General features: G+C 70.0%; 19 protein-coding genes. 11 read left to right on the plus strand and 8 right to left on the minus strand.

The features are described 5' to 3' along the window. Positions 1-33: 33 nt before the first annotated feature. The gene (locus MKD38_RS02900) at positions 34-429 is read left to right on the plus strand and encodes a hypothetical protein (protein ID WP_252674563.1); all 396 of its coding nucleotides are present in this window, start codon (positions 34-36) and stop codon (positions 427-429) included. Positions 430-495: 66 nt separating this feature from the next. On the opposite strand, the gene MKD38_RS02905 is transcribed toward MKD38_RS02900, so the two are convergent. The 3 genes from MKD38_RS02905 to MKD38_RS02915 all read right to left on the minus strand — a co-directional run bounded on the left by MKD38_RS02905 (position 496) and on the right by MKD38_RS02915 (position 3,730). Beyond that, a complete protein-coding gene (locus MKD38_RS02905) occupies positions 496-783 on the minus strand; it encodes a helix-turn-helix domain-containing protein (RefSeq protein ID WP_092308394.1) in 288 nt (95 codons plus the stop codon). Between the two features lie 207 nt (positions 784-990). After that, a complete protein-coding gene (locus MKD38_RS02910) occupies positions 991-3,249 on the minus strand; it encodes a xanthine dehydrogenase family protein molybdopterin-binding subunit (RefSeq protein WP_252674564.1) in 2,259 nt (752 codons plus the stop codon). A gap of 16 nt (positions 3,250-3,265) precedes the next feature. Next, a complete protein-coding gene (locus tag MKD38_RS02915; RefSeq protein WP_115706136.1) occupies positions 3,266-3,730 on the minus strand; it encodes a (2Fe-2S)-binding protein in 465 nt (154 codons plus the stop codon). A gap of 376 nt (positions 3,731-4,106) precedes the next feature. On the opposite strand from MKD38_RS02915, the gene MKD38_RS02920 reads away from it, so the two are divergent. After that, a complete protein-coding gene (locus tag MKD38_RS02920) occupies positions 4,107-5,153 on the plus strand; it encodes an acyltransferase family protein (RefSeq protein WP_371925615.1) in 1,047 nt (348 codons plus the stop codon). On the opposite strand, the gene MKD38_RS02925 is transcribed toward MKD38_RS02920, so the two are convergent. Both MKD38_RS02925 and MKD38_RS02930 read right to left on the minus strand, forming a co-directional pair. Further along, positions 5,150-6,037: a c-type cytochrome gene (locus MKD38_RS02925; RefSeq protein ID WP_252674566.1), complete on the minus strand. Its 888-nt coding sequence runs from the start codon at positions 6,035-6,037 to the stop codon at positions 5,150-5,152. The genes MKD38_RS02920 and MKD38_RS02925 overlap by 4 nt on opposite strands. A gap of 98 nt (positions 6,038-6,135) precedes the next feature. Continuing rightward, a complete protein-coding gene (locus MKD38_RS02930) occupies positions 6,136-6,534 on the minus strand; it encodes a nuclear transport factor 2 family protein (protein ID WP_252674567.1) in 399 nt (132 codons plus the stop codon). A gap of 350 nt (positions 6,535-6,884) precedes the next feature. On the opposite strand from MKD38_RS02930, the gene MKD38_RS02935 reads away from it, so the two are divergent. Beyond that, positions 6,885-10,268 (plus strand): diguanylate cyclase, encoded by a 3,384-nt coding sequence (locus tag MKD38_RS02935; RefSeq protein WP_252674568.1) that lies wholly within the window; start codon positions 6,885-6,887, stop codon positions 10,266-10,268. Positions 10,269-10,379: 111 nt separating this feature from the next. Next, the gene (gene hutC / locus MKD38_RS02940) at positions 10,380-11,081 is read left to right on the plus strand and encodes a histidine utilization transcriptional repressor HutC (RefSeq protein ID WP_172582611.1); all 702 of its coding nucleotides are present in this window, start codon (positions 10,380-10,382) and stop codon (positions 11,079-11,081) included. A 64-nt stretch (positions 11,082-11,145) separates the two neighbouring features. On the opposite strand, the gene MKD38_RS02945 is transcribed toward hutC, so the two are convergent. Both MKD38_RS02945 and MKD38_RS02950 read right to left on the minus strand, forming a co-directional pair. Beyond that, positions 11,146-12,228, minus strand: coding sequence for an SRPBCC domain-containing protein (locus tag MKD38_RS02945; RefSeq protein WP_252674569.1), 1,083 nt, complete (start codon positions 12,226-12,228; stop codon positions 11,146-11,148). Next, positions 12,225-12,608: an ArsR/SmtB family transcription factor gene (locus tag MKD38_RS02950; protein ID WP_252674570.1), complete on the minus strand. Its 384-nt coding sequence runs from the start codon at positions 12,606-12,608 to the stop codon at positions 12,225-12,227. Before MKD38_RS02950 ends, MKD38_RS02945 begins: the two co-directional genes overlap by 4 nt. A 159-nt stretch (positions 12,609-12,767) precedes the next feature. Here MKD38_RS02950 and hutU point away from each other — a divergent pair, with 159 nt between their 5' ends. From hutU to MKD38_RS02985, 7 genes are all read left to right on the plus strand, one after another. Next, complete coding sequence (gene hutU / locus MKD38_RS02955) at positions 12,768-14,453, plus strand: urocanate hydratase (RefSeq protein WP_252674571.1); 1,686 nt, start codon at positions 12,768-12,770, stop codon at positions 14,451-14,453. Positions 14,454-14,649: 196 nt separating this feature from the next. Then, on the plus strand, positions 14,650-15,969 hold the full coding sequence (locus MKD38_RS02960) for an MFS transporter (protein WP_252674572.1): 1,320 nt from the start codon (positions 14,650-14,652) through the stop codon (positions 15,967-15,969). Then, the gene (hutG, locus tag MKD38_RS02965; RefSeq protein WP_252674573.1) at positions 15,966-16,949 is read left to right on the plus strand and encodes a formimidoylglutamase; all 984 of its coding nucleotides are present in this window, start codon (positions 15,966-15,968) and stop codon (positions 16,947-16,949) included. Before MKD38_RS02960 ends, hutG begins: the two co-directional genes overlap by 4 nt. A 525-nt stretch (positions 16,950-17,474) precedes the next feature. Further along, entirely contained in the window at positions 17,475-18,782 is a 1,308-nt protein-coding gene (locus MKD38_RS02970; RefSeq protein ID WP_252674574.1) for a dicarboxylate/amino acid:cation symporter, read from the plus strand. 165 nt (positions 18,783-18,947) lie between these two features. Continuing rightward, positions 18,948-20,933, plus strand: coding sequence for a sensor histidine kinase (locus MKD38_RS02975; protein ID WP_252674575.1), 1,986 nt, complete (start codon positions 18,948-18,950; stop codon positions 20,931-20,933). Continuing rightward, a complete protein-coding gene (locus MKD38_RS02980; RefSeq protein ID WP_252674576.1) occupies positions 20,923-22,242 on the plus strand; it encodes a sigma-54-dependent transcriptional regulator in 1,320 nt (439 codons plus the stop codon). The genes MKD38_RS02975 and MKD38_RS02980 overlap by 11 nt, the downstream gene beginning before the upstream one ends. Positions 22,243-22,657: 415 nt before the next feature. Next, complete coding sequence (locus MKD38_RS02985; RefSeq protein WP_018007160.1) at positions 22,658-23,254, plus strand: helix-turn-helix domain-containing protein; 597 nt, start codon at positions 22,658-22,660, stop codon at positions 23,252-23,254. A 28-nt stretch (positions 23,255-23,282) separates the two neighbouring features. Here the strand turns inward: MKD38_RS02985 and ocd are convergent, their stop codons facing one another. Then, entirely contained in the window at positions 23,283-24,368 is a 1,086-nt protein-coding gene (ocd, locus tag MKD38_RS02990) for an ornithine cyclodeaminase (protein WP_252674577.1), read from the minus strand.

Here is a 24,368-nt window from a genome sequence, read left to right on the forward strand (position 1 = left end):
CGGCGCTTCCGACCCTAACCCTGGAGGTATTCCATGGATCCGAAACAAGCCGCTCGCCATACCCGAATCGCCAGCGTGATTGCGGCAGGCCTGGCAGGCCTCAGCTGCGCCGCGTCCATCGCACAGACCGCCACGCCTGCCACCCCCGCCACGCCGGCAACCCCTGCAACGCCTGCCGTGCCGGCCACCGCGGCCAGCCCCGCCGGCCCCGGCGCCGCGCCCGGCGTGACCCAGATCCAGCCGCCGAAGGACCCGCTGGTCGAGCGCCGCGAGGCACGCCGCGAGGCCGCCGCCGAATACAAGGCGAAGAAAAAGGCCGCCAAGGGCGAATACAAGGACGAAGTCGGCGCTGCCAAGCAGGAACGCAAGGTCGAGAACAAGGCGGCGGACGCAGCGGCCCGCCAGGAAATGACCGCGCCCAAGCAGTGACGCAGCGGTCGCGGCGCTCACCGCCGCACCAATGCAAACGGGCCCCGCGGGGCCCGTTTAGCCGTGTCAGTCGGCCAGTCCGCTGGCGTCGATATAGCCCAGCGCTTCGGTGACCGCGCGCCGCGCCTTCAGCACGTAGCAGACCCGCCGCTCCTGGATCGACAGCGCCAGGACGTCGGCCTGCACCAGCTCCGAGAACACATGGCCGGCGCGCCCCAGGCTCAGTCGCGCCACCTGCGCCAGGTCGGTGGCCGGCAGCCCGGCCTCGCCGGCTTCGAGCAGCGCGCGGCAGATGCGGATGCGTGCAGGTTCGGTCATCAGCGCCAGCGTCAGGGTACTTTCCTGGGTCTCCATGATCACACCTCGGTCTCCGGGCACGGCACCCGGGCCGGGCGATACGCGGCGGCGGGGGCGATGCGGGGGTCACTCTTTGCCGCGCAGCGTGGCGCGCGCGGTTTTCCCCGTTCTACGCGGCTCGCCCCGCAAAGGCAATAGGTGCTGCCACGGCCGGGCGGACACTGGCGCGATTACAACAGCGCCATGCTGCCCGGCCGGCCGCGCTCAGGCCATCACAAACGGCAATTGCCGCTGGCGCTTGCCGGTCAGCGTGAACAGCGCATTGGCCACCGCCGGCGCGATCGGCGGCACGCCGGGTTCGCCCAGCCCGGTGGGGTTGTCCTGCGACGGCACGAAGAACACGTCCACCACCGGCGCGTCGGTGATGCGCGGCGGCGGATAGTCGGGGAAGTTGCTGTTCTTCACCGCGCCGTTGTCGATCTCGATGGCAAACCCGGGCCGGGTCATGGCCAGCCCGAACACGCACGCACCCTGGATCTGGGCTTCGGCCGACAACGGATTGACCACGCGGTTGGCATGCACGCCGGCGGTGACGCGATGCACGCGCGGCTCGCCCTTCACCACCGAGACATCGACCACATAGGCCACCACGGTGCTGAACGACTCGTGCACGGCGACGCCCCAGGCATGTCCCTTGGGCAGCTTGCGCTTGCCGTAGCCGGACTTGTCCACCGCCAACTGCAGCGCGGCGCGATGGCGCGCGTGCTTCTTTTCGTCGAGCCGCGCCAGGCGGAACGCCACCGGGTCCTGCTTGGCGGCGGCGGCCATCTCGTCGGCCAGCGTTTCCTTGACGAAGGCGGTATGCGTATTGCCGACCGAGCGCCACCACAGCACCGGCACGTCCACCTGCGGATGGTGCACCGACATCTGCAGCGGCAGGTCGTAGTCGTTCTCGACGATGCCCTCGGTCATGGTGGCATCGACGCCGTTCTTGACCATGAACGGCTCGAACGGCGTGCCCTTCAGGATCGACTGGCCGACGATGGTGTGCTGCCAGCCCACCACCTTGCCCTGCGCGTCCAGGCCGATGCGGGCGCGGTGCAGGTGCAGCGGGCGGTAGTAGCCGCCGCGGATATCGTCCTCGCGGCTCCACACCACCTTGAGCGGCTCGGTGTGGCCCGCGGCGACCCAGGCCTTGAGCACGTTGGCCGCTTCGACGATGTAGTCCGAGGTCGGCACCGCGCGCCGGCCGAAGCCGCCGCCGGCCATCATGGTGTTGAGCACCACCTTGTCCGGCGCCAGCCCGAGCGTGCGGGCCACCGCGGCCTGGTCGACGGTCTGGAACTGCGAGCCCACCCAGACCTTGACCGACTGCACCTTGCCGCCGGCCACCTCGGGCTGCAGCGTGCAGTTCAGCGGCTCCATCGGCGCGTGCGCCAGGTACGGGAAGCGGAAGTCGGCCTCGATCTTGCGCGGCGCGCGCTGGATCGCCGCGGCGATATCGCCCTCGCCGGCGCGCGCGACCGTGCCGGGCTGGCCGGCCAGCTTCGCGTATTCATCGAACAAGGCCTGCGACGAGACTTTCGAGCCGGCGTCCTCCCACTGGACCTCGAGCGCATCGCGGCCCATCTTGGCGGGCCAGTAGCCGCTGGCGACCACGGCCACGCCGCTGCCGCCGCGGTCGACCGGCACCTGGAGCACGCCGCGCACGCCCGGCACCGCACGGGCCTTGTCGGCGCTGAGGCTTTTCACCTTGCCGCCGAAGCGCGGCGGCCGCGCCACCACCGCCACCACCATGCCCTTGAGCTGGGTGTCGATGCCGAACGGCGTGGTCGCTTCCATCTTGCCGCGCGCATCGAGCCGCGGCGTGGGCTTGCCGACGATGCGGAACTGCGCCGGGTCCTTCAGCGTGACCTGCTGCGGCACCGGCAGCTCCATCGCCGCCGGCGCCAGTTCACCGAAGGTGGCGCGCTGGCTGCCGGACGTGACCACGCCCTGCTCCACCTTGCAGCTGACCGGATCGACCTTCCAGCGCTGCGCCGCGGCCGCGACCAGCATCGCGCGGGCGCGCGCGCCGAGTTCGCGGTACTGCTGGAACGAGTGGTTCAGCGCGGTGGAGCCGCCGGTCATCTGCATGCCGAAGCCGGGATCCTTGTACGGGTCGCCCGCCGGGGCCAGCGCCGCGCGCACGTTGCGCCAGTCGGCATCCAGCTCTTCGGCCAGCGCCATCGGCAGCGCGGTATGCACGCCCTGGCCGAATTCGAGCCGGTTCACCGCCACGGTCACGGTGTTGTCCGGCGCGATGATCAGGAACGCCTGCGGCGCCGCCGGCGGCGCCTTGGGCTTGGCGCCTTCCTGCGCCTGCGCCAGCGGTGCCACGCCCAGCGCCAGCCCGCCGCCGGCCAGGCCGGTCAGCTTCAAGAAACTGCGGCGGTCGAGCGTCGCCACGCCGGCGTCGCCACGCGCTTCGCCGCTATTGCCTGCCTGGCCGCCAGCCAGGGCTTCGATGCCTCGGATACGCATATCGGTTCGCTCCCGCTCAGGCCAGCGCACGGGCGGCGTCTTTGATCGCCGCGCGGATACGCTGGTACGTGCCGCAGCGGCACAGGTTGCCGGCCATGGCCTGGTCGATGTCGGCATCGGTGGGCCGCGGCTTGCTGCGCAGCAGGCCGACGGCGCTCATCACCTGGCCGTTCTGGCAATAGCCGCACTGGGCGACATCGTGCTTGAGCCACGCGTCCATCACGGCGCGCCCGACGCGGTCGGTGCCGATGCCTTCGATGGTGGTGATGCGCGCACCGGCGACCGCGGAGGCCGGCGTCACGCAGCTGCGCGTGGCCTGGCCGTTGACGTGCACGGTGCAGGCACCGCACGCGGCCATGCCGCAGCCGAACTTGGTGCCGGTCATTTCGAGGTTGTCGCGCAGCGCCCACAGCAGCGGCGTGGACGGGTCCACGTCGACTTCACGGGTCTTGCCGTTGACGTTGATGGAGAGGGTGGTCATTTGGGGGACACTCCTTGGGTACGTTGCCCGCTGGTCATTGCCTGTGCGCCGCAGCCTGGCGCAACGGACAAGTGAGGATAGTGCAATTTGCGGCACCTTGCCGGACGCTGTGCGCACTAACGTGCCCGTGAGCGCCGGTTGCACGAACTTTGTGCAAGGAACGGCTGTCCCTCATGGATTGCCTTTCCATCCGGCGGGATTCCGGTGTGATCCGATCCCTGCCGCTGAAACAGTGCCATCGACTATTCCAGAAAACTCGTTGACCGCAGCCGGTACCGCCCCGGCCCGCAGCGCCGCTGCCCCGCCCGGCACGGCCGTCTCCTCCGAAGCCCGCGTCCGCGCCGCTTCGTCACCCTCGTTAGCGCGGCTCGACAGCATCCAGGCCCTGCGCGGACTGGCTGCGGCGCTGGTGGTGCTCTACCACTCCGGGCTCACGCTGGGCGGCGCCAACGCGCCAGTGCTGAACTGGCTGACCCACAACGTGATCAAGCGCGGCCATGTCGGCGTCGATGTGTTCTTCGTCATCAGCGGCTTCATCATCGCCTGGGTCGGGGTGCTGGCCCGGCCCCGGCCGGAGCGTCCGCTCGGCTTCATGATCCGGCGCCTGTGCCGGCTGGCGCCGCCGTACTGGACCATGTCGGCACTCCACGCGCTGCTGCTCAACCCGGTCACGCCGGCCGCGTTCGCCGCGTCGCTGGCGTTCCTGCCGACTTCCACCGGCCATGCGCCCTACTACGGCTATCCGGCGCTGTACGTGGGCTGGTCGCTCAACTACGAGCTGGCGTTCTACGCGGTGTTTGCGCTCGGGCTGCTGCTGGCCGGGCGGCGCGCGCTGCTGGTGGTGCTGGGGGTGTTCGCGCTGTTCACGCTGGTGCTGCCGTGGTGGCGCTTCGGCGCGCTGGTGGCCGATCCCACGCAGGGCTATCCGTTCGCGGCGCCGTGGCTCGCCATGGTCAGCAATCCGCTGGTGCTCGAGTTCCTGCTGGGCTGCGGGCTGGCGTGGTCCTATGCGCGCTGGCGCCACTTGCTGACGCCGGCGTCAGCGCTCGCGCTGCTGGCGCTCGGCAGCGCGGCGTTCGCGCTGTCGCTGCCGATGGTCGGGCCGGATTTCAGCCTGGCGGGACGCGGCTTGCCGGCGGCGCTGCTGGTGGCCGGCGTGGTCGCCGCCGAGCACGCCGGCATGCTGCGCGTGCCGCGCGCGCTGATCTGGCTGGGCGAACTGTCCTACGCCCTCTACCTGACCCATCCCACCGTGATCGAAGCGGTCAAGCGCCTGATGCCCGAGCTGGGCGCGCACCAGACCGCCATGCAGCTGCTGCGCTTTGCCATCGACGCCGGCCTGGCGCTGGCGCTGGCCTGGCTGCTGCACCGCTGGGTCGAGCTGCCCGGCATCGCGGCCGGGCGCCGGCTGGCACGCGGCTAGCGCTGCGGCAGGCCGGCCAGGAACAGGTACAGGGCCGTCAGTTCGGTATCGTTCATGCGCCCGAACGAATCGAACGGCATCACGCGGCTGAGCGCGCTGCCGTCGGGCCGCTTGCCGCTGCGCATCATCTCGATGAACGCGGCGGGCTCGCCGTAGCGGGCCATGGCGCCGCCTGGCGCGGGGCGCAGGTCGGCGGCCGGCGGCCAGTCGGGCGGCGCGCCCGGGATCTTGCCGCCCCGAAACTCCGGGCCGTGGCATCCCAGGCAGACATTGGCCACGTAGGCGCCATAGCGCGGCGTCGGCTCGGGCACTATCGCCGCCTGCGCCGGCAGGCTATGGTCGATCTTGGAAGCCGCGTCCTGCACCACCCCCACGCCATACAGGGCGCGCACCAGCCACGGCATGGTGATCTCGGCGGGCGCGCCCATCGCCGCGGGCAGGCTGCGCAGGTAGCCGATCAGCGCACCGAGGTCCTCGTCGCTGAGCCGGTTGTAGTCTTCGCTCGGCATGACCAGCAGCGGACGCAGCGAGGGCGCCACGCCATGGCGGATGCTGCGCACCCAGTCCACTGGCTCGTAAGCGGCAATGGCCGGGTTGGCGCGGGTCAGGTCCGGCGCGCGCACGCGCAGGCCGCCGGGGTCGTCGATTACCTGCTTGCCGCCCCCGCCGGCGCCATGGCATTCCATGCAGCCGCGCGATTCATACAGGTACTTGCCGTGGGCGATGGCGCTGGGATCGTCGCGGATGGCAACGGGGGCGACCGGGACTTCCACCACGCGCTGTGCCTTGCGCTCCCCTACCCAAGCCGCGCCGTACGCCGCCGCGGCCACCACGACGGCCGTGCCGGCAAGCCCCCATGCCGCCATCCGCAGAACCCGCGCCATTTGCCTTCCCCTGTCCGCCGCACTGGATGCCGCAGCTTGCGGCCAGTGCCCCGGGGGCTGTCGGTGGGAAAGGCAACATAGTGCAGCGCCGGCGGCACTCAGGCCAGCCCGGCCGGGGCGCGGTCGATGAAGCCGGTCATGCGCGCCAGCCGGCCATCGGCCGACACCGTGGCAAAGTCGGTGCCGACCACGAGCGCGGCTTCGCCGGCGGGGCCCAGCTCCCAGGTAAAGCGCAGGTGCTCCCCGTGCGCATCGACCGGGCTCACGCGGGTGAAGCGGAAACCGGGAAACTTCGCCTGCACCGCGGCGATCATCGCGTCGATGCCGGCATGGCCGTCGCCCCGCATCAGCGGATCCACATAGCAAGCCGTTTCCGTCCACGCCGCCGCGATCAGCTCGCGCCGGCGCGCGGCATCGGTCTCGTTCCAGGCGGCGAGGTAGCGGTCAGCAAGGGTGGCGGCGTGGTCGACCTGGGGGGACTGGGTGGCAGCGGACATGGCGTTCTCCTTGGGTTGGGTGGTCAGGGACTCGGGCCTGGCGTCAGGCCATGGCTGCATGATCGGCGCGGGGGCGCGGCGGCGCGATTACCGGGGAGGTTATCGGCGCGGATACCGGCATCGCGGACCCCGGCTGTTGCCGCCCTACCAAAAAATCGCCCCCGACACCAGCGGCAAGTAACCCCCCAACCTGCCCCCTGTCCTGCCGATGGCCACGCGCTTATCCTCGCTACATTGCCCCTACGCTGGGCGGCAGTCTGTCCGGGCGTTTCGGGGGCGTGCCGCCGGGCGCGCCGGTCACGCCGCCTCCTTCCCACCCGCATCGCACCGCCTTTGCCTCGCTCTCGTCCATGACGCCCGACACGGCCCCGCCGAGCCTTCCGGCCGCCCCAGCCCCTTCCGCCGCGCCGCGCCGCTGGCTGCCCTTGCTGCTGGCCGGCGCCTGCTACTTTGTGCTGGCGGCGGCGGCGCTGTGGCTGGCGCGGCTGCCCGGCACCGTGGCCTCGGTGTGGCTGCCCAATGCGTTCGGGCTGGGCCTGCTGCTGCAGCGGCCGCGCGCGGAGGCGCCGTGGCTGCTGGCCGGCATGCTGGTGGCCAGCGTGCTGGCCAACCACGGTGCCGGCGACAGCGTCGGCACGGCGCTGATGCTGACCGGCGCCAACCTGGCGGAGATGCTGTCCGCGCTGCTGCTGTTGCGCCTGCTGGACCGGCATGGCGTGACCGGACGCCACGGCCCGCTGGCCGCGTTCGCGGTGATGCTGGCGGTCGGCGGCATCCTGGCGCCGATGGTCGGGGCCAGCGCCGGCGCGGCGGCCATCGCCGCGGTCGCGGGCAGCCGCTTCGCGCCGGTGTGGTGGACCTGGTGGCAGGCCAGCGCGCTGGGCATGGCGCTGCTGCTGCCGCTGATGCTGTCGATGACCGCGGTGCGCGTGCGCGCCGCCGCCGCGCGGCCGATGCTGGCGCCGCAGGCGGGCGCGCTGGCGCTGAGCCTGGCCATCGGCGCGTTCGCGCAGTGGCAGGGCCACGACCCGTTCGCGGCAATGTCGCTGCCGCTGGTGCTGCTGGCGCTGGCCGGCAATCCGTTTGCCACCGCGCTGCTGGCGCTGGTGGCCACGCTGTGCCTGCAGGCGCTGATGCTGCTGTCGCACCGCCATGAAGCGGTGCCGCTGTCGGCCGCGGTGATCATGGTGCTGCCGGTCTGCATTGCCTACCTGACCGAACAGAACCGGCACGGCCGCGCCAGCCTGCGCAGCAGCGACAAGCGCTTTCGCCAGGCCATGGAGCATTCGGCCATCGGCATGGCGCTGGTCGACATGGACGGCCGCTGGCAGACCGTCAACCGCGCCATGACCGAGCTGCTCGGCTACAGCGCGGCCGAACTGCGCGAGCTGAGCTACCAGCAACTGACCCACCCCGACGACCTGACCGGCGACCTGCGCCAGGTGGCCAACCTGTTGTCGGGCAAGGTCGAGGCCTATCGCCTGGAAAAGCGCTACCGCCACAAGGACGGCCACTACCGCTGGGTGCTACTGGCGGTTTCGCTCGTGCGCGATGAACAAACCGGCGAGCCCCAGCACTTCATCACGCAGGTGGAAGACATCCACGCGCGCAAGCTGGCGCAGCAAGAGCTGGAACGGCTGTCGCGACGCATCCAGCTGGCGGTCGAAGCCGGCGGCGTGGGCATCTGGGAATGGGACCTGGCCGGCGCTGGCATCACCTGGGATGCGCGCATGCATGCGCTGCACGGCACCGACCCCATCGGCGGCGCGCCGCTGTCGGAGCAATGGATAGCGCTGCTGCATCCCGACGATGTCAGCCGCGTGCGCGGCGAGATGCGCCGCGCCATCCGCGGCGAGGCCGCGTTCGACACCGAATACCGCATCGTGCGCCCGGGCGGCGAGGTGCGCCACGTGCGCGCCATGGCGATGGCAACCCGCGGCGCCGACGGCACGGCCCAGGCGCTGGTCGGCACCAACTGGGACACCACCGAGCAGCGCCGGCTGACCGAGGCGCTGTTCGAGGAGAAGGAGCGCCTGCACATCACGCTGCGTTCGATCGGCGATGCGGTGATCTGCACCGACGCCACCATGCACGTGACCTTCATGAACCCGATCGCGGAACAGCTGACTGGCTGGACCATGGCCGCCGCCACCGGGCTGCCGCTGGAACGGGTCTTCCGCATCGTCGACGAGAGCAGCGGCGAGCCCATCCCGAGCCCGGTCGAGGCCTGCCTGCGCACCCTGACGCCGGCCTACCTGCAGGAAGGCGCGGTGCTGCAGAGCCTGACCGGCGAGCGCCACGACGTGCAGGACTCGGCCGCGCCGGTGCTGACCGCGCGCGGCGAGGTGCTGGGCGCGGTGCTGGTGTTCCAGGACATCACCGCCGCGCGCGCGATGCAGCGCGAGCTGGCGCGCTCGGCCATGCACGATGCGCTGACCGGCCTGCCCAACCGCACCTGGTTCGAGAAGCGGCTGCGCGAGTCGTGCGACGCGGCGCGGATGCACGGCCATCGCGCGGCGCTGTGCTTTATCGACCTGGACCGCTTCAAGATCGTCAACGACACCGCCGGCCACGGCGCCGGCGACGTGCTGCTGCGCGAGCTCGGCTACCTGATCCGCAACCATGTGCGCCCGGACGACGTGCTGGCGCGCCTGGGCGGCGACGAGTTCGCGCTGCTGCTCAAGGACTGCACCGTGGACCAGGCCGAGCAGGTGTGCCAGGGCGTGATCGATGCCATCCGTGGGCGCCGCTTCCCGTGGGAAGGGCGCGTGTACGACGTCGGCGCCAGCATCGGCATCGCCGCCATCGACCTGGACGTGCCGCCGGTCAGCGAGCTGATGAGCCGTGCCGACGTGGCCTGCTATGCGGCCAAGGCCGCGGGCCGCAGCCGGGTCTCGGTGTACCGCCGCGACGAAAGCGACGCGCGCCGCCACCACCGCGAGCTGGAAGTGGCCGCCGGCATCCACTCGGCGCTGGAGGCCAACCGCTTCCGCCTGTTCGCGCAGGAGATCCGCGCGCTGCAGCCGGAACACGAAGACGATGGCAGCGGCCACCGCCATATCGAGATCCTGGTGCGCATGGTCGACGAGCACGGCGAGCTGATCCTGCCCGGCGCCTTCATTCCGGCCGCCGAGCGCTATGACCTGATGGGCCACGTCGACCGCTGGGTCATCCGCAACGTGCTGCGCGGCTACGGCGAACGGCTGGGCGCGGTGCCGGGGCTGTCGGTATCGATCAACCTGTCGGCCAACTCGCTGGGCGAGCCCTTCCTGCTGCCGTTCCTGCATGCCGAACTGGAGGCCAGCGCCCTGCCCGCCAGCCGCATCCGGCTGGAGATCACCGAAACCGCGCTGATCAACAACATGGCCGCGGCCAACCGCCTGGTGGCGGAGATGCGGCGCGCCGGCTGCACCGTGTCGCTGGACGACTTCGGCTCGGGCCTGTCGTCGTTCGCCTACCTGAAGCAGTTCCCGGTGGACTTCCTCAAGATCGACGGCAGCTTTATCCGGCAACTGGCCGACAACGCGGTGGACCGCGAGATCGTCAGCTCGATCAACGACATCGGCCACCGCCTGGGCGTGCGCACGGTGGCGGAGTGGGTCGAGGACGAACGCACCCTCGATGCGCTGCGCGCGATCGGCGTCGATTACGCGCAGGGCTATGCGATCGGGCGGCCGGTGGCGCTGGACGTGTTCCTGGCCGGCTACGCGCAGCGCAACGCGCAGGCCTCATAGCCCGCCGGTCTGTCCACGCAGCGGCCGTGATACATTCGGCGCCTGTCCGCGTGGCCACCCGGCCGCCTGACCGAAACCAAGGGGAACCCGTTGTCGCTCGTGTCCGACCCGATGCCGGCGCCGCTGTATGCGCGCGTCAAGCAGCACATCAGCAGCCGGATTGCTGACGGCAGCTGGCCGCCCCATCACCGCGTGCCGTCCGAGACCGAGCTGGTCGAGGCGCTCGGCGTCAGCCGCATGACCGTGCACCGCGCGCTGCGCGAGCTGACCGCCGAGGGCATGCTGGTGCGGCTGCAGGGCGTCGGCACCTTCGTCGCCGAGCCCAAGCGGCGCACCGCGCTGTATGCGGTCAACAATATCGCCGACGACATCGCCGCGCGCGGGCACCGCCATCGCGCCCGCGTAATCAGCCTGGCGGCCGAGCGCGCCGGTCCGGCGCAGGCCGCGGCGCTGGAGGTCGCGCTGGAAGCGCGGGTGTTCCATTCGGTGATCGTCCACTACGAGGACGACGTGGCCATCCAGCTGGAAGACCGCTACGTCAATGCGGTGGTCGCCCCCGACTACCTGGCGCAGGACTTCAGCAGCGAAACCCCTTACCAGTACCTGTCGCGCATCGCCCCGCTGACCGAGGGCGAGCATGTGGTCGAGGCCGTGCTGGCGCTGCCGGAAGAATGCGAGCTGCTCGCCATCGAACGCGGCGAGCCGTGCCTGCTGATCCGCCGCCGCACCTGGTCCGCCGGGCGCGTGGTGACGTCGGTGCGGCTGGTGCATCCCGGTTCGCTGCATCGGCTGGAAGGCCGGTTCACGTCCTGATCCTTGCCCGCGCGGCGGCACTCACCCGGCCGCGATCCGGCGTCACCACGACGACCGCCGCGCCTCAGCCATGTTCCGGCTGCGTCGCTGCGAAGCTCGGCCGCTCGCGCATCGCCGCGTGCGCACGCCGCACGTTCGGGCACTTTTCCAGCAAGTCTGTCCCCTCGGGGAACATGCCCACATAGGCGATGATCGGCGCCAGCAACAGGTCCGCCATCGACAGCGTCGCGCCCACCAGGTAGTTGCGGTCGCCGTACACCTGCTCGAGCACCTCGAGATGCCGGGCGATCTCCGGCAGCGCGGCGTCGATCACCGCGCGGTCCGGCTGGCCGTTTGGTCCCTTCGGGAAGATGTACTGCAGCACGTAGCGCCGGATCATCGCATCGTAGGCATGGGCGTTGATCAGGCTGATCCACTGCTCGCCGCGCGCCTGGGCCGAAGGCCGCCCCTGCGGCAGCAGGCTGGGCCCATCGAAGGCATCGTCGATGTAGCCGAGGATGGCGCGGGTCTCGTAGAACGAGATCGGGCCATCGCACAGCACGGGGATGCGCCCGAACGGATTGAGCGCGAGCACTTCCGGCGCATGCGGCGGCAACGGCTTGAGCGTATAGGCCACGCCCTTTTCCGCGAGCGCCATGCGCACCGTGCGGCAATAGCTGCTGCGCGGATCGCCGATCACCACCACCGTCGCGGCGCTGCCGTCCGGGTCAAGGTAGTCGACCAGGCGGTTGTACACCGACTGCCAGCCGGTCGCGTGGCCATCGCGCGACTGCGTGTCCGGGAAGCCGCTGTGCCGCATGTGCAGATGCGTGCCGCCCTCCTGCGCCGTCAGCGTGACCTCGATCAGCGTCCTGATATGCGGCGGCATGGGCCCGGCTTCCGCCTGCCATGTATAGGCGAGGAAGTCGGCGCGGGAAACTACCTGGTACTCGCCGTGCACGGCATGCCGGGCACCGTCGCGGCCAGCCATCACGATGCGGTACTTGCCGCCCACGCGGGCGTCGGCGCTGGCCTCGATCACCCCCATGCCGCGCGGGCAATGCCAGGCGGCAAGCGCCGCCTGGTCTGTGAACGCATCGAACACCTTCTCGCGCGGCGCGCGGATGAAGCGGGTCATTTCCAGGTGAAAGCTAGCGGCTTCGGTCATGATTCGTTCCCTTGGTCCTTGGTTGCATGACCGGTGTCTGCGCTGACACCGGCGGCGTGGGTACGCTCGACAAATTCGACGAGGCGGTCCAGGTTGCCTTCCCAATGGCAGCGATAGGCCTCCAGCCAGTCGCGCGCGTCCCGCAGCGGGTCCGCGCGCAGGTGGCAGATGCGCCAGCGCGCGCTGACCTCGCGCTCGATCAGCCCGGCATCGGCCAGCACGCGCAGGTGCCGGGAGATCGCCGGAGCGGACATGGCGAACGGTCGCGCCAGCTCGCTGACCGGCGCATCCCCTTGCGCGAGCCGGGCAAGGATCGCGCGGCGGGTAGGGTCGGCCAGGGCGGCGAAGATGGTGGTAAGCGGATCGATTGGGTGTGGCATGAACTCATTTAACGCATTGGTTAAATGAAAGTCAAGGCGAAGCCTTGCAGATCCCCGGGAATACCCTGATTTCTATGAACTTGTATATACAGGAATATACATGCCTATGTGTTGACCCAAAGCGCGCGTTCCAGACCTGCAAGACCGAAGGAGTTTCCCGTGACCCAGACCCCCACCCAACCCACCCGTTTCCGCGATACCGAGATCCGCGCCCCGCGCGGCACCACGCTGACGGCCAAGAGCTGGCTGACCGAAGCTCCCCTGCGCATGCTGATGAACAACCTCGACCCCGAGGTCGCGGAGAACCCAAAGGAGCTGGTGGTCTACGGCGGCATCGGGCGCGCCGCACGCAACTGGGAATGCTATGACCGCATCGTCGAAGCCCTGACCCGCCTGGAAGACGACCAGACCCTGCTGGTCCAGTCCGGCAAGCCGGTCGGCGTGTTCCAGACCCACCGCGACGCCCCGCGCGTGCTGATCGCCAACTCCAACCTGGTCCCGCACTGGGCCAACTGGGAACACTTCAACGAACTCGACGCCAAGGGCCTGGCCATGTACGGCCAGATGACCGCCGGCAGCTGGATCTACATCGGCAGCCAGGGCATCGTGCAGGGCACGTATGAAACCTTCGTCGAAGCCGGCCGCCAGCACTACAACGGCGACCTGAAGGGCCGCTGGGTGCTGACCGCGGGCCTGGGCGGCATGGGCGGCGCGCAGCCGCTGGCCGCGACGCTGGCCGGCGCCTGCTCGCTCAACATCGAATGCCAGCAGAGCCGCATCGATTTCCGCCTGAAGACCCGCTACGTCGACGAGCAGGCCACTGACCTGGACGACGCGCTGGCCCGCATCGACCGCTACACGGCGCAAGGCAAGGCGATCTCGATCGCGCTGTGCGCCAACGCCGCCGAAGTGCTGCCCGAGCTGGTGCGCCGCGGCGTGCGCCCCGACATGGTCACCGACCAGACCAGCGCGCACGACCCGCTCAACGGCTACCTGCCCGCCGGCTGGAGCTGGTACGAGTACCGCGAGCGCGCGCAGCGCGAGCCGGCCGTGGTGGTGAAGGCCGCCAAGGCGTCGATGGCCGCGCACGTGCAAGCCATGCTGGACTTCCAGAAGCTGGGCGTGCCCACCTTCGACTATGGCAACAACATCCGCCAGATGGCCAAGGAAGAAGGCGTGGCCAATGCCTTCGACTTCCCCGGCTTCGTGCCCGCCTATATCCGTCCGCTGTTCTGCCGCGGCATCGGCCCGTTCCGCTGGGCCGCGCTGTCGGGCGATCCGCAGGACATCTACAAGACCGACGCCAAGGTCAAGGAACTGATCCCCGACGACGCGCACCTGCACCGCTGGCTCGACATGGCGCGCGAGCGCATCAGCTTCCAGGGCCTGCCGGCGCGGATCTGCTGGGTCGGCCTGGGCCTGCGCGCCAAGCTGGGCCTGGCGTTCAACGAGATGGTGCGCAGCGGCGAGCTGTCGGCGCCGGTCGTGATCGGCCGCGACCACCTCGACTCGGGCTCGGTCGCCAGCCCCAACCGCGAGACCGAGGCCATGCAGGATGGCTCCGACGCCGTGTCCGACTGGCCGCTGCTGAACGCGCTGCTGAACACCGCCAGCGGCGCCACCTGGGTCTCGCTGCACCACGGCGGCGGCGTCGGCATGGGCTTCTCGCAGCATTCGGGCGTGGTGATCGTCTGCGACGGCACCGACGAGGCCACCGCGCGCATCGCCCGCGTGCTGCATAACGACCCCGCCACCGGCGTGATGCGCCATGCCGACGCCGGCTACCAGATCGCCGTCGACTGCGCGCGCGAGCAGGGCCTGGATCTGCCGATGCTGCGCGACTGATCAGAGGCCACAAAACCTGATGTGTTCTCCCCTCTCCCGCCTGCGGGAGAGGGGCGGGGGAGAGGGCGGGCGTTCGCAATAGCGATACGCTCTCCTCTGTAGAGACGCCGGCCCTCTCCCCCGGCCCCTCTCCCACTAGCGTGGGAGAGGGGAGCAAACAAGCTGATTACACCAAGGCTCACCGGGAGACAACCGCATGCCATCCGATACCACTGCGCACGCCTACGATGGTGTCGCAGGCGCCCAGGCCGGCGCCCACACCCCAGCGCTGTCGCGCACGCGCGCCATTGCCGCCATCACCATCGGCAACGGCCTCGAGTTCTACGATTTCGTGGTCTACAGCTTTTTTGCCACGCTGATCGGCCGCCTCTACTTCCCCGTCGACAACCCCACCGGCCAGCTGCTGATGTCGTTCGCCACCTTCGGCGTCGGCTTCCTGATGCGTCCGCTCGGCGGCCTGCTGATCGGCATGTACGCCGACCGCGCCGGGCGCAAGCCCGCGGTGGCGCTGACGCTGTGGCTGATGGGCCTGAGCTCGCTGATCTTCGTGGTGACCCCGCCGTACGCGCAGATCGGCATCCTCGCGCCGATCATGGTGGTGATCGCGCGGCTGGTGCAGGGCTTCGCCATCGGCGGCGAGATGGGCGCGTCGACCGCGCTGCTGCTGGAATACGCCGACGACCGCACGCGCGGCTTCTATACCGCGTGGCAGCCGTTCAGCCAGGGCCTGGCGGCGCTGCTGGGCGCCGTCACCGGCCTGGTCCTGAGCAACCTGCTGGCACCGGCCGAGCTGGAAGCATGGGGCTGGCGCCTGGCCTTCCTGATCGGCATCCTGGTGATCCCGGTCGGCCTGCTGATCCGCCGCCGTCTGGAAGAGACCGCCACGCCCGCGCACCACGGCGAGCACGCCGCGCAATGGCCGCTGCTGCGCCAGCACGCGCGCGAGGTCTTTGCCAGCATCCTGTTGATGATCGGCCTGGCCTCTTCCACCTATATCGTCGTCTACTACCTCAGCAACTACGCCGTCAGCGTGCTGAAGATGCCGCTGTCGCTGGGCATCTGGGCCGGCTGCGTCGCCGCGGCGGTGCAGGTAGTGCTGTCGCCGTTCGCCGGCTGGCTGGCCGACCGCGTCGGCCGCAAGCCGGTGGTGCTGTGGTCGCGCGTGGCGCTGCTGGCGATGGTCTACCCGGCGTTCGTGCTGATCAATGCCGAACCGTCGCTGGCGCGGCTGCTGGTGGTGGTGGCGTGCCTGTCGGCGCCGATGTCGATGACGGCGCCGGCGTCGATGGTGCTGGTCAGCGAGGTGCTGCCCAAGCGCCTGCGCGCCACCGGCCTGTCGATCGCCTACTGCGTCGCCATCGCCATCTTCGGCGGCTTTGCGCAGTACTTCTCGACCCGGCTGATCCAGGTCACCGGCGACGCCAACGCCCCGGCACTGTATGTGATCGGCTGCGGCCTGGTGTCGCTGCTCGGCCTGCTGATGGTGCCCGAGACGCTGGGGCGTCGGCTGAAATGAGCGACCTGGCAGAGTTCGCGCCGGCGACCGAAGCTGCCGCCGCCAGCGGCCACGAGACGGTCTGGCGCGGCCGGCGCGATGCCGGCGAGGCCGGCGACACCCGGCGTCTGTTCGATATCGTCGCCGGCCCCGCCACGCCGCGCACGCCGGGCGTGCCGGTGCTGCTGGGCTTCTGCTGCGACGCCGGCGTGGTGCGCAACCAGGGTCGCCCCGGCGCGGCCGCGGGCCCGCGCGAGATCCGCCGCGCGCTGGCCGGCGTGCCGGCGCACGGCATCGGCCGCCTGATCGATGGCGGCGACATCCACTGCGACGGCGATGCGCTGGAGCCCGCGCAGCAGCGCCTGGGCCGCGCCGTCGCCGCCGAACTGGCGGTCGGCGCCTGGCCGCTGGTGCTGGGCGGCGGGCACGAAGTGGCCTGGGGCACGTGGCAGGGCCTGCGCATGCACCTGGACGCACACGGCGACCGCGGCCGCGTGCTGATCGTCAACCTCGACGCGCATTTCGACCTGCGCGCCAGCCGCCCCGGCAGCTCCGGCACCCCCTTCGACCAGATCGCCGCCGACTGCCGCCAGCGCGGCCTGCCGTTCGACTACGCCTGCCTGGGCGTGAGCCGGCTTGCCAACACCGCCGCATTGTTTGCGCGCGCGCACGCGCTGGGCGTGCGCCATGTCGAGGACACCGAGATGCAGGAGCGCCACCTCGACGCGCGCCTGGCCGAACTGGAGCGCTGGGTCGCCGATGCCGACCACGTCTACCTGACCATCGACCTCGACGTGCTGCCCGCCGCAGTCATGCCCGGGGTGTCGGCCCCGGCCGCCTACGGCGTGCCGCTGGCGGTGGTCGAAGCCATCGCCACGCTGCTGCGCGACAGCGGCAAGCTGCGCGTGGCGGACCTTGCCGAGTTCAACCCGCGCTACGACCGCGACGGCTGCGGCGCGCGGGTGGCCGCGCGCCTGTGTTACCGCCTGCTTGGCGGCTGACCTTCCCACCACCGCCAAACACGCACCGACGGTGTACTCCCACTCCCGTGCAGGGAGTGGGTAGTAAAGCGGCGGTAGTCCACACTCCCTCCACACCCCAAAACTCCGGGTTTACACCTAGAACACCGTTCGGATTCCCGAACGTCGCTTTCGCGCGGAGATCCGGTTTCCCGAACCGTGCGCCGGCATCACATCGTTTTCTCCTTTGGATTCAACAGCTTGCATGGCCCCAGCGACACCTTCGCGCTGGCACGGCGCGTGCAATATAGGCCGCCGCTCACAGCGCCAGACAGGTACGCCGGCACGCCCCCAGCGTCCCGGCCGATGCCAAAAAACAAAGGAGGACACACCCATGACCGACCCTGCCTTGCCCACCCCCGTCGCCATCCCGGCGCACCACCGGCACCTGTTGCCGCGCTGAACCCTGACACGGCCGGCCCGGCGCCCCGACGTCGCCCGGCCTTCCTGCAATACACAGTCGCCCGTCCCGTCACCGGGAACGGTCGCGCACAGGCCTGATCCACGATGAAACTGAATCGACTGCCCACCCTGATCTTCATTGCGATGCTGCTAGGCGTGCTGGCCGGCACCGCCGCGCACAACCTGGCGCCGGATGCCGCCACCGCCAAATCGATTGCCAACCACCTGTCCATCCTGACCGACATCTTCCTGCGGATGATCAAGATGATCATCGGCCCGCTGGTGTTCGCCACGCTGGTGGCCGGCATCGCCAGCATGGGCGACGGCCGCGCCGTCGGCCGCATCGGCATGAAGGCGATGATGTGGTTCATCGGCGCCTCGGTGACCTCGCTGCTGCTTGGCCTGGTGATGGCCAACCTGCTGCAGCCCGGCCACGGCATGAACCTGGCGCTGCCGGCCGCGGACGCCAGCGCGAACCTGAAGACCGGCGCGCTGAACCTGCGCGACTTCATCGCGCATATGTTCCCCAAGAGCTTCGTCGAGGCAATGGCGAACAACGAGATCCTGCAGATCGTGGTGTTCTCGCTGTTCTTCGGCTTTGCGCTGGGCACCGTCAAGGACGGCGTCGGCAAGCCGGTGCTGCAGGGCATCGAGGGCCTGGCCGACGTGATGCTGAAGGTCACCAACTACGTGATGGCGTTCGCGCCGGTGGGTGTGTTCGGCGCGATCGCGGCCGTGATCACCGCGCAGGGCCTGGGCGTGCTGGTGGTCTACGCCAAGCTGCTGGGCAGCCTGTACCTGGCGCTGGCGCTGCTGTGGGTGGCGCTGATCGCGGGCGGCTACTGCTTCCTGGGCCGCGACGTGTTCCGCCTGCTCAGGCTGATGCGCGCGCCGCTGATGATCGGCTTCGCCACCGCCAGCAGCGAATCGGCCTACCCCAAGGTGATCGACCAGCTGACCCGCTTCGGCGTCAAGGAGCGCATTACCAACTTCGTGCTGCCGCTGGGCTACTCGTTCAACCTGGACGGCTCGATCATGTACACCTCGTTCGCCGCGCTGTTCGTGGCGCAGGTGTATGGCATCCAGCTGTCGCTGACCCAGCAGATCACCATGCTGCTGGTGCTGCTGGTCACCAGCAAGGGCATCGCCGGCGTGCCGCGCGCCTCGCTGGTGGTGGTCGCCGCGGTGCTGCCGATGTTCGGCCTGCCCGAGGCCGGCATCCTGCTGGTGCTGGGCATCGACCACGTACTCGACATGGGTCGCACCGTGACCAATGTGCTTGGCAATGCGATTGCCACCGCCGTCGTCGCCAAAAGCGAAGGCGCCATCGGCGCGCCGGTAACGTCCGAGGAGGATGAACCCGCCGCGGATACCACCGGCCTGGCACCTGCCCAGGTCCTGGCGGCCAAGTAACACCGTCCGCCAGGCGTGCCAGGGCCCGGTTGCCGATCAGGCAACCGGGCCTTTTTGCATTGCGGCGGCCGGCACCCCTCGTTGGTGTGGTAAAAGTAGGCTCCCGCGCCCGGCTCCAGCCATTGCCGGCGCGGCGGCTATGCCACCTGCCTCGCCCAACACCTGATGACCGGCCCGCTACACCCTCCCGGCGATACCCCCCGCGCCAGCGCCGCCAGCCCCTCGGCTGCGGCGAACTCCGCTACGCCTGCCGCGGCCAACGGCTCGCGCCTGCCCCACGGCCTGCGCGGCGCCGCGCCGCTGCTGGCGCTGCTGGCACTGGCCGTACTGATTGGACTGGCGGGCGCGCTCGGCTACCGCTACACCTACGACAGCGCGCTGGCGCGCCAGGCCGAACGCGGGCAGGTCCAGCTGCGGCTGTACACGCAGGCGCTGGAAAGCGAGCTGGCGCACTACGACTACGTGCCCGGCCTGCTGTCGCTCGACGAGCGCATCGCCGCGCTGCTGCTGCGCCCCGACGACGCCACCCGCACCGCGCGCGCCAACGAATACCTGAGCGCGCTCAATGCCCGCGCCGGCACGCGCGTGATCTACGTGCTGGATGCGCACGGCAAGGTGCTGGCCACCAGCAACTGGCAGCGCCCGGACAGCTACCTCGGCGAAGACCTGAGCTTCCGCCCGTATTTCCGCTCGGCCATGGAGGGCCAGCTGGGCCGCTTCTACGGCGTCGGCACCACGCGCAGCGAATCCGGCTACTACCTGTCGGCGCCGCTGGGCGAGCGCGACAACCCGGTCGGCGTGGCGGTGGTCAAGATCGGGCTGGAGCCGCTGGAAAACCGCTGGCAGGGCGCCGACAGCCAGATGCTGCTGACCGACGAGAACGGCGTGGTGATCCTGGCCTCGGACCCGTCGTGGAAGCTGGCCGCGCTGCGCCCGCTGTCGGCCGAGGCGCGCGAGCGCCTGGCGCGCAGCCTGCAGTACAACCGCGCGCCGCTGCCGCAGTTGCCGCTGACCCGGGTGCGCAAGCTGGACAATGGCAACGGCAGCGCCGTCAGCACCACCAGCGACGAGCTGGTGCGCCTGCGCCGCGGCCCGCCGATGCTGGCCCAGCATGCCGCGCTGCCCGGCACCGACTGGCAGCTGACGCTGCTGACCAATACCTCGCAGGCGCGCGTGGCCGCGCTCAACACCGCGGCGCTGGCCGGCGTGCTGACCGCCTTCGTGCTGCTGCTGGGCGCGGCCTGGAACGTGCGCCGGCGCATCATCAACGAACGCCTGGCAGCGCGCGCGGCGCTGGAGGCGGCCAACAGCGAACTCGAGCGCAAGGTGGCCGAGCGCACCGCCGACCTGTCCACCAGCAACCAGCGCCTGCAGGCCGAGGTCACCGAACGCATCCGCGCCGAGACCGTGCTGCGCCAGGCCCAGGACGGGCTGCTGCAGGCCGGCAAGCTGGCCGCGGTCGGACAGATGTCGACCGGCATCGCGCACGAGCTGAACCAGCCGCTGGCGGCGCTGCGCACCATCTCCGGCAATACCGGCAAGTTCCTCGAGCGCGGCGACTACGCCACGGTGCGCGCCAACCTCGACACCATCATCGGCCTGGTCGAGCGCATGGGCCGCATCACCGGCGCGCTCAAGTCGTTCGCGCGCAAGCCCGGCAATGGCGGGCGCCAGGCAAACCTGGCCGAAGCGGTCGACAACGCGCTGTTCCTGTTGCAGACCCGCGTCGACGCGGTGCAGCCGGCGCTGCACCGCGATGTCGACCCGGCGCTGGCGGTGGTGTGCGACCCCAACCGGCTGGAACAGGTGCTGGTCAACCTGCTCGGCAACGCGCTCGACGCGGTGGCCGGCAAGCCCGGCCCCCGCATCGCCCTGCATGCGCACGTGGCCGGCGGCATGGTCCACCTGACCGTGCGCGACAACGGCGCCGGCCTGTCCGAGGAAGCCTTTGCGCGGCTGTTCGAACCGTTCTTCACCACCAAGCCCGCGGGCCAGGGGCTGGGGCTGGGGCTGACACTGTCGGCCGGCATCCTCAACGAGAACGGCGGCAGCCTGTCCGCCACCAACCATCCCGACGGCGGCGCCTGCTTCACGCTGGTGCTGCCGCTGGCGCTGGAATCTCATTCACCGGATGCCGAACATGCCGGCTGATCTGACCGTACTGGTCGTCGAAGACGATGCCGACGTGCGCCTGGGCTGCGAGCAGGCACTGCGCCTGGAAGGCATCGCCACGCGCGGCGTGGGCAGCGCCGAGGCCGCGCTGCGCGAGGCTGGCCCGAGCTACGCCGGCGTGGTGGTCAGCGACATCCGCCTGCCCGGCCAGGACGGCATGGCGCTGCTGGCGCAATTGCGCGCGCGCGACCCCGCGCTGCCGGTGATCATGATCACCGGCCACGGCGACGTCGGGCTGGCGGTGCAGGCGATGAAGCAAGGCGCCTATGACTTCCTGGAAAAGCCGTTCTCGCCCGAGCAGCTGGTCGATGCCACGCGCCGCGCGCTGGAGCAGCGCCGGCTCGCGCTGGAAGTATCAGAACTGCGAGAACGGCTGGCGGGCCGCGAGAAGCTCGAAACCCGGCTGATCGGCCATTCGCCCGCGGTCGAGCGGCTGCGGCGCCTGATCGCCGACCTGGCGGGCACCGACGCCAACGTGCTGATCCACGGCGAGACCGGCACCGGCAAGGAACTGGTCGCGCGCTGCCTGCACGAGGCCAGCCAGCGCCATGCGCGCAACTTTGTCGCGATCAACTGCGGCGGCCTGCCCGAGCAGCTGTTCGAAAGCGAGATCTTCGGCCACGAGGCCGGCTCCTTCACCGGTGCCGCGCGCCGCCGCATCGGCAAGGTCGAGCATGCCGAAGGCGGCACGCTGTTTCTCGACGAGATCGAGAGCATGCCGATGCCGCTGCAGATCAAGCTGCTGCGGGTGCTGCAGGAACGCGTGGTGGAACGGCTGGGCTCGAACCAGCCGGTGCCGGTCAACACCCGCGTGGTGGCCGCCACCAAGGCCGACCTGCGCGCGCTGTCCGATGCCGGCCAGTTCCGCGCCGACCTGTACTACCGACTAAACGTGATCACGCTGGAGCTGCCGCCGCTGCGCGAGCGGCGCGAGGACGTGCCGGCATTGTTTGAACATTTCGTCGCGCAGGCCGCGTTGCGCTTCGAGCGCGACGCGGTGCCGGCCACGCCCGCGGAACTGTCGGCGCTGGTGGCCTACCCGTGGCCGGGCAATGTGCGCGAACTGCGCAACCTCGCCGAGCGCCATGTGCTGGGCCTTGGCTGCAACCCAGGCCAGGGCGCCACCGCACCCGAGGCCATGCCGCTCGCGCAGGCCGTCGAGCAGTTCGAACGCGCGCTGATTGCCGACGCCATGCGCCGCCACGACGGCAACCTGAGCCGCGCCAGCGAAGCGCTGGGCGTGGCCAAGACCACGCTGTTCGACAAGGTGCGCAAGTACGGATTGTGAAGCTGTGAAGCGCCCGCTGAATTCAGCACACGCTGCAGACATTGCAGTCATGGGAACCATGACGAAGCTGGCAGGTCTGCACTGACAACCTGTTGTCATCACAACGCACTCAATGTGCGTTAAGAAACAAAAGCCCCGCAGATTTATGTTTTTTCCTACAGATACTTTGTCGTTTGCGGCATATTATTAGCTTCCAGCAAATCCAGCATCGAGACATCCAATACATTGGGATCGCGCTGCGCTTGCTGGAAATGCACAAAAGATCAAAACAACCACAAAAAGCAGCCTGGCCGGCGGGGGAGCGGGCCGGGCACACAGGGTCAGTCAACTGTTGGCAGTGACAAACGCGCGGCGCCAGTGCCAGGGGCCGCGTGCGCCATGACGGCGCGACTGCCTATGGACTACGGGTGATGGGATGAAACTTGATCCGGCACTGGCTGAAAAGCCTTACTACAGCACGCGGACAGCGGCAAAACTGCTCAACGTCTCACTGGGCACCGTCCAGAAGATGGTCGAGCGCGGCGAACTGGGGGCCTGGAAGACCAACGGCGGCCATCGGCGCATCCACAAGGAAACCGTGCATCGCCTGCTGGCGACGCGCATCGGGCCCGAGTCGGCGTCGCCGCACGGGCTCGACCTGGTGGTGTTCCACCCCAACCACCAGGAGGCGCAGCGCATCCACAGCCAGCTGGCCAAATGGGGTCTTCCTCTCAAGAGCGTGGTGGTGGACGACGTGCTCGACACCGTCATCACCTCGGTCAGCGAGCATCCGCGCGTGGTGCTCTACTACGTCGACGAGCTCAACGATGCCGAGTCGGCCACCGTCGAGAAGCTGCAGAACTTCTTCGCCAGCCAGCACGTGATCTTCGCCGTCATCACCAACCGCCAGGCCTATGACGGCGTGGCCGATGCCCTGCAGCACTGGGGCATCATGGTGTTCCTGAAGACGCCCTCGCTCGAAGAGGTCAAGGGCTTCCTGCGCGCGCAGCTGATGATGGGCCGCGCCGCCTGAAGCCTCGGGTCACGCCTCGGATCACGCTTCAGGCCACGGCCGCCGGCCGTGGCACTGGCCGGCCCGCGCCGCCGCCGTCCGCCTGCGCCAGCATCCAGCCGTACAGGTTGCGCGGATCGGGCGGCATCGCCACCAGCTCTACCGCGGTGCCGGCGCGATGCGCCTGCGCCGCGGCGTAGAGCCAGCGCAGCGCGGCATAGTCTTCCAGCGCAAACCCCACCGAATCGAATATGGTCACCTCGTCAGCCGCGGCGCGGCCAGGGGCCTGGCCGGCCAGCACCTGCCACAGCTCGGTCACGGGCGCGTCGGCGGGCAACTGCTGGATCTCGCCCTCGATGCGCGTCTGCGGTTCGTACTCCACCACGATGCGCGCGCGGCGCAGGATGTCGGCATGCAGCTCGGTCTTGCCAGGGCAATCGCCGCCGACCGCGTTCAGGTGCATGCCGGGCCGCACCAGGTCCGGCGTCAGGATGGTGGCGCGGGTCTTGTCGGCGGTGACGGTCGAGACGATGTCGGCGCCGGCCAGAGCGGCCTCGATCGAATCGGCACGCCGGATCGCCAGGCCTGGCACCGCGGCAAGATTGCGCATCAGCCGTGCAGTGGCGGCGGGATCGATGTCATAGGCGGCGATCTCGCGCACGCCCAGCATCGCATGGAAGGCCAGCACCTGGAATTCCGCCTGCGCGCCATTGCCGATCAGCGCCATGGTCGCCGCGCCGGGCCGCGCCATGGCGCGCGCCGCCAGCGCCGAGGTGGCCGCGGTGCGCAGCGCAGTGGCCAGCGTCAGGTCCGCCAGCATCAGCGGGAAGCCGGTCTCCACTTCGGCCAGCAGGCCGCACGCCATCACCGTGGGCATGCCGTGCTGGGCATTGCGCGGATGGCCGTTGACGTACTTGAAGGCATACTGGCTGCCGTCGCTGACCGGCATCAGCTCGATCACGCCGCGTGCGGAATGGCTGGCCAGCCGCGCGGACTTGTCGAAATCGGCCCAGCGCGCGAACGCCTGGCGCACCTGCGCGGCCAGATCGACGATGGCCGCCTGCGGGCCGATCGCGGCCACCAGCCGGGCGACGTCGGTGGCGTCGAGAAACAAGGATCGGACGGTATTCTTCAT

The organism is Cupriavidus sp. WGlv3 (assembly GCF_023952475.1).
Lineage (GTDB): Bacteria > Pseudomonadota > Gammaproteobacteria > Burkholderiales > Burkholderiaceae > Cupriavidus > Cupriavidus phytorum.

Bases quoted from the DNA above. Each gene is read 5' to 3' on its own strand.
- MKD38_RS02945 (WP_252674569.1), bottom strand. From the start codon at position 12,228: ATGACCGAAGCCGCTAGCTTTCACCTGGAAATGACCCGCTTCATCCGC.
- MKD38_RS02970 (WP_252674574.1), top strand. From the start codon at position 17,475: ATGAAACTGAATCGACTGCCCACCCTGATCTTCATTGCGATGCTGCTA.
- MKD38_RS02915 (WP_115706136.1), bottom strand. From the start codon at position 3,730: ATGACCACCCTCTCCATCAACGTCAACGGCAAGACCCGTGAAGTCGAC.
- MKD38_RS02905 (WP_092308394.1), bottom strand. From the start codon at position 783: ATGGAGACCCAGGAAAGTACCCTGACGCTGGCGCTGATGACCGAACCT.
- MKD38_RS02960 (WP_252674572.1), top strand. From the start codon at position 14,650: ATGCCATCCGATACCACTGCGCACGCCTACGATGGTGTCGCAGGCGCC.
- MKD38_RS02935 (WP_252674568.1), top strand. From the start codon at position 6,885: ATGACGCCCGACACGGCCCCGCCGAGCCTTCCGGCCGCCCCAGCCCCT.
- MKD38_RS02910 (WP_252674564.1), bottom strand. From the start codon at position 3,249: ATGCGTATCCGAGGCATCGAAGCCCTGGCTGGCGGCCAGGCAGGCAAT.
- MKD38_RS02930 (WP_252674567.1), bottom strand. From the start codon at position 6,534: ATGTCCGCTGCCACCCAGTCCCCCCAGGTCGACCACGCCGCCACCCTT.
- hutC (WP_172582611.1), top strand. From the start codon at position 10,380: ATGCCGGCGCCGCTGTATGCGCGCGTCAAGCAGCACATCAGCAGCCGG.
- MKD38_RS02985 (WP_018007160.1), top strand. From the start codon at position 22,658: ATGAAACTTGATCCGGCACTGGCTGAAAAGCCTTACTACAGCACGCGG.
- MKD38_RS02950 (WP_252674570.1), bottom strand. From the start codon at position 12,608: ATGCCACACCCAATCGATCCGCTTACCACCATCTTCGCCGCCCTGGCC.
- MKD38_RS02925 (WP_252674566.1), bottom strand. From the start codon at position 6,037: ATGGCGCGGGTTCTGCGGATGGCGGCATGGGGGCTTGCCGGCACGGCC.
- MKD38_RS02980 (WP_252674576.1), top strand. From the start codon at position 20,923: ATGCCGGCTGATCTGACCGTACTGGTCGTCGAAGACGATGCCGACGTG.
- MKD38_RS02975 (WP_252674575.1), top strand. From the start codon at position 18,948: ATGACCGGCCCGCTACACCCTCCCGGCGATACCCCCCGCGCCAGCGCC.
- MKD38_RS02900 (WP_252674563.1), top strand. From the start codon at position 34: ATGGATCCGAAACAAGCCGCTCGCCATACCCGAATCGCCAGCGTGATT.
- hutG (WP_252674573.1), top strand. From the start codon at position 15,966: ATGAGCGACCTGGCAGAGTTCGCGCCGGCGACCGAAGCTGCCGCCGCC.
- ocd (WP_252674577.1), bottom strand. From the start codon at position 24,368: ATGAAGAATACCGTCCGATCCTTGTTTCTCGACGCCACCGACGTCGCC.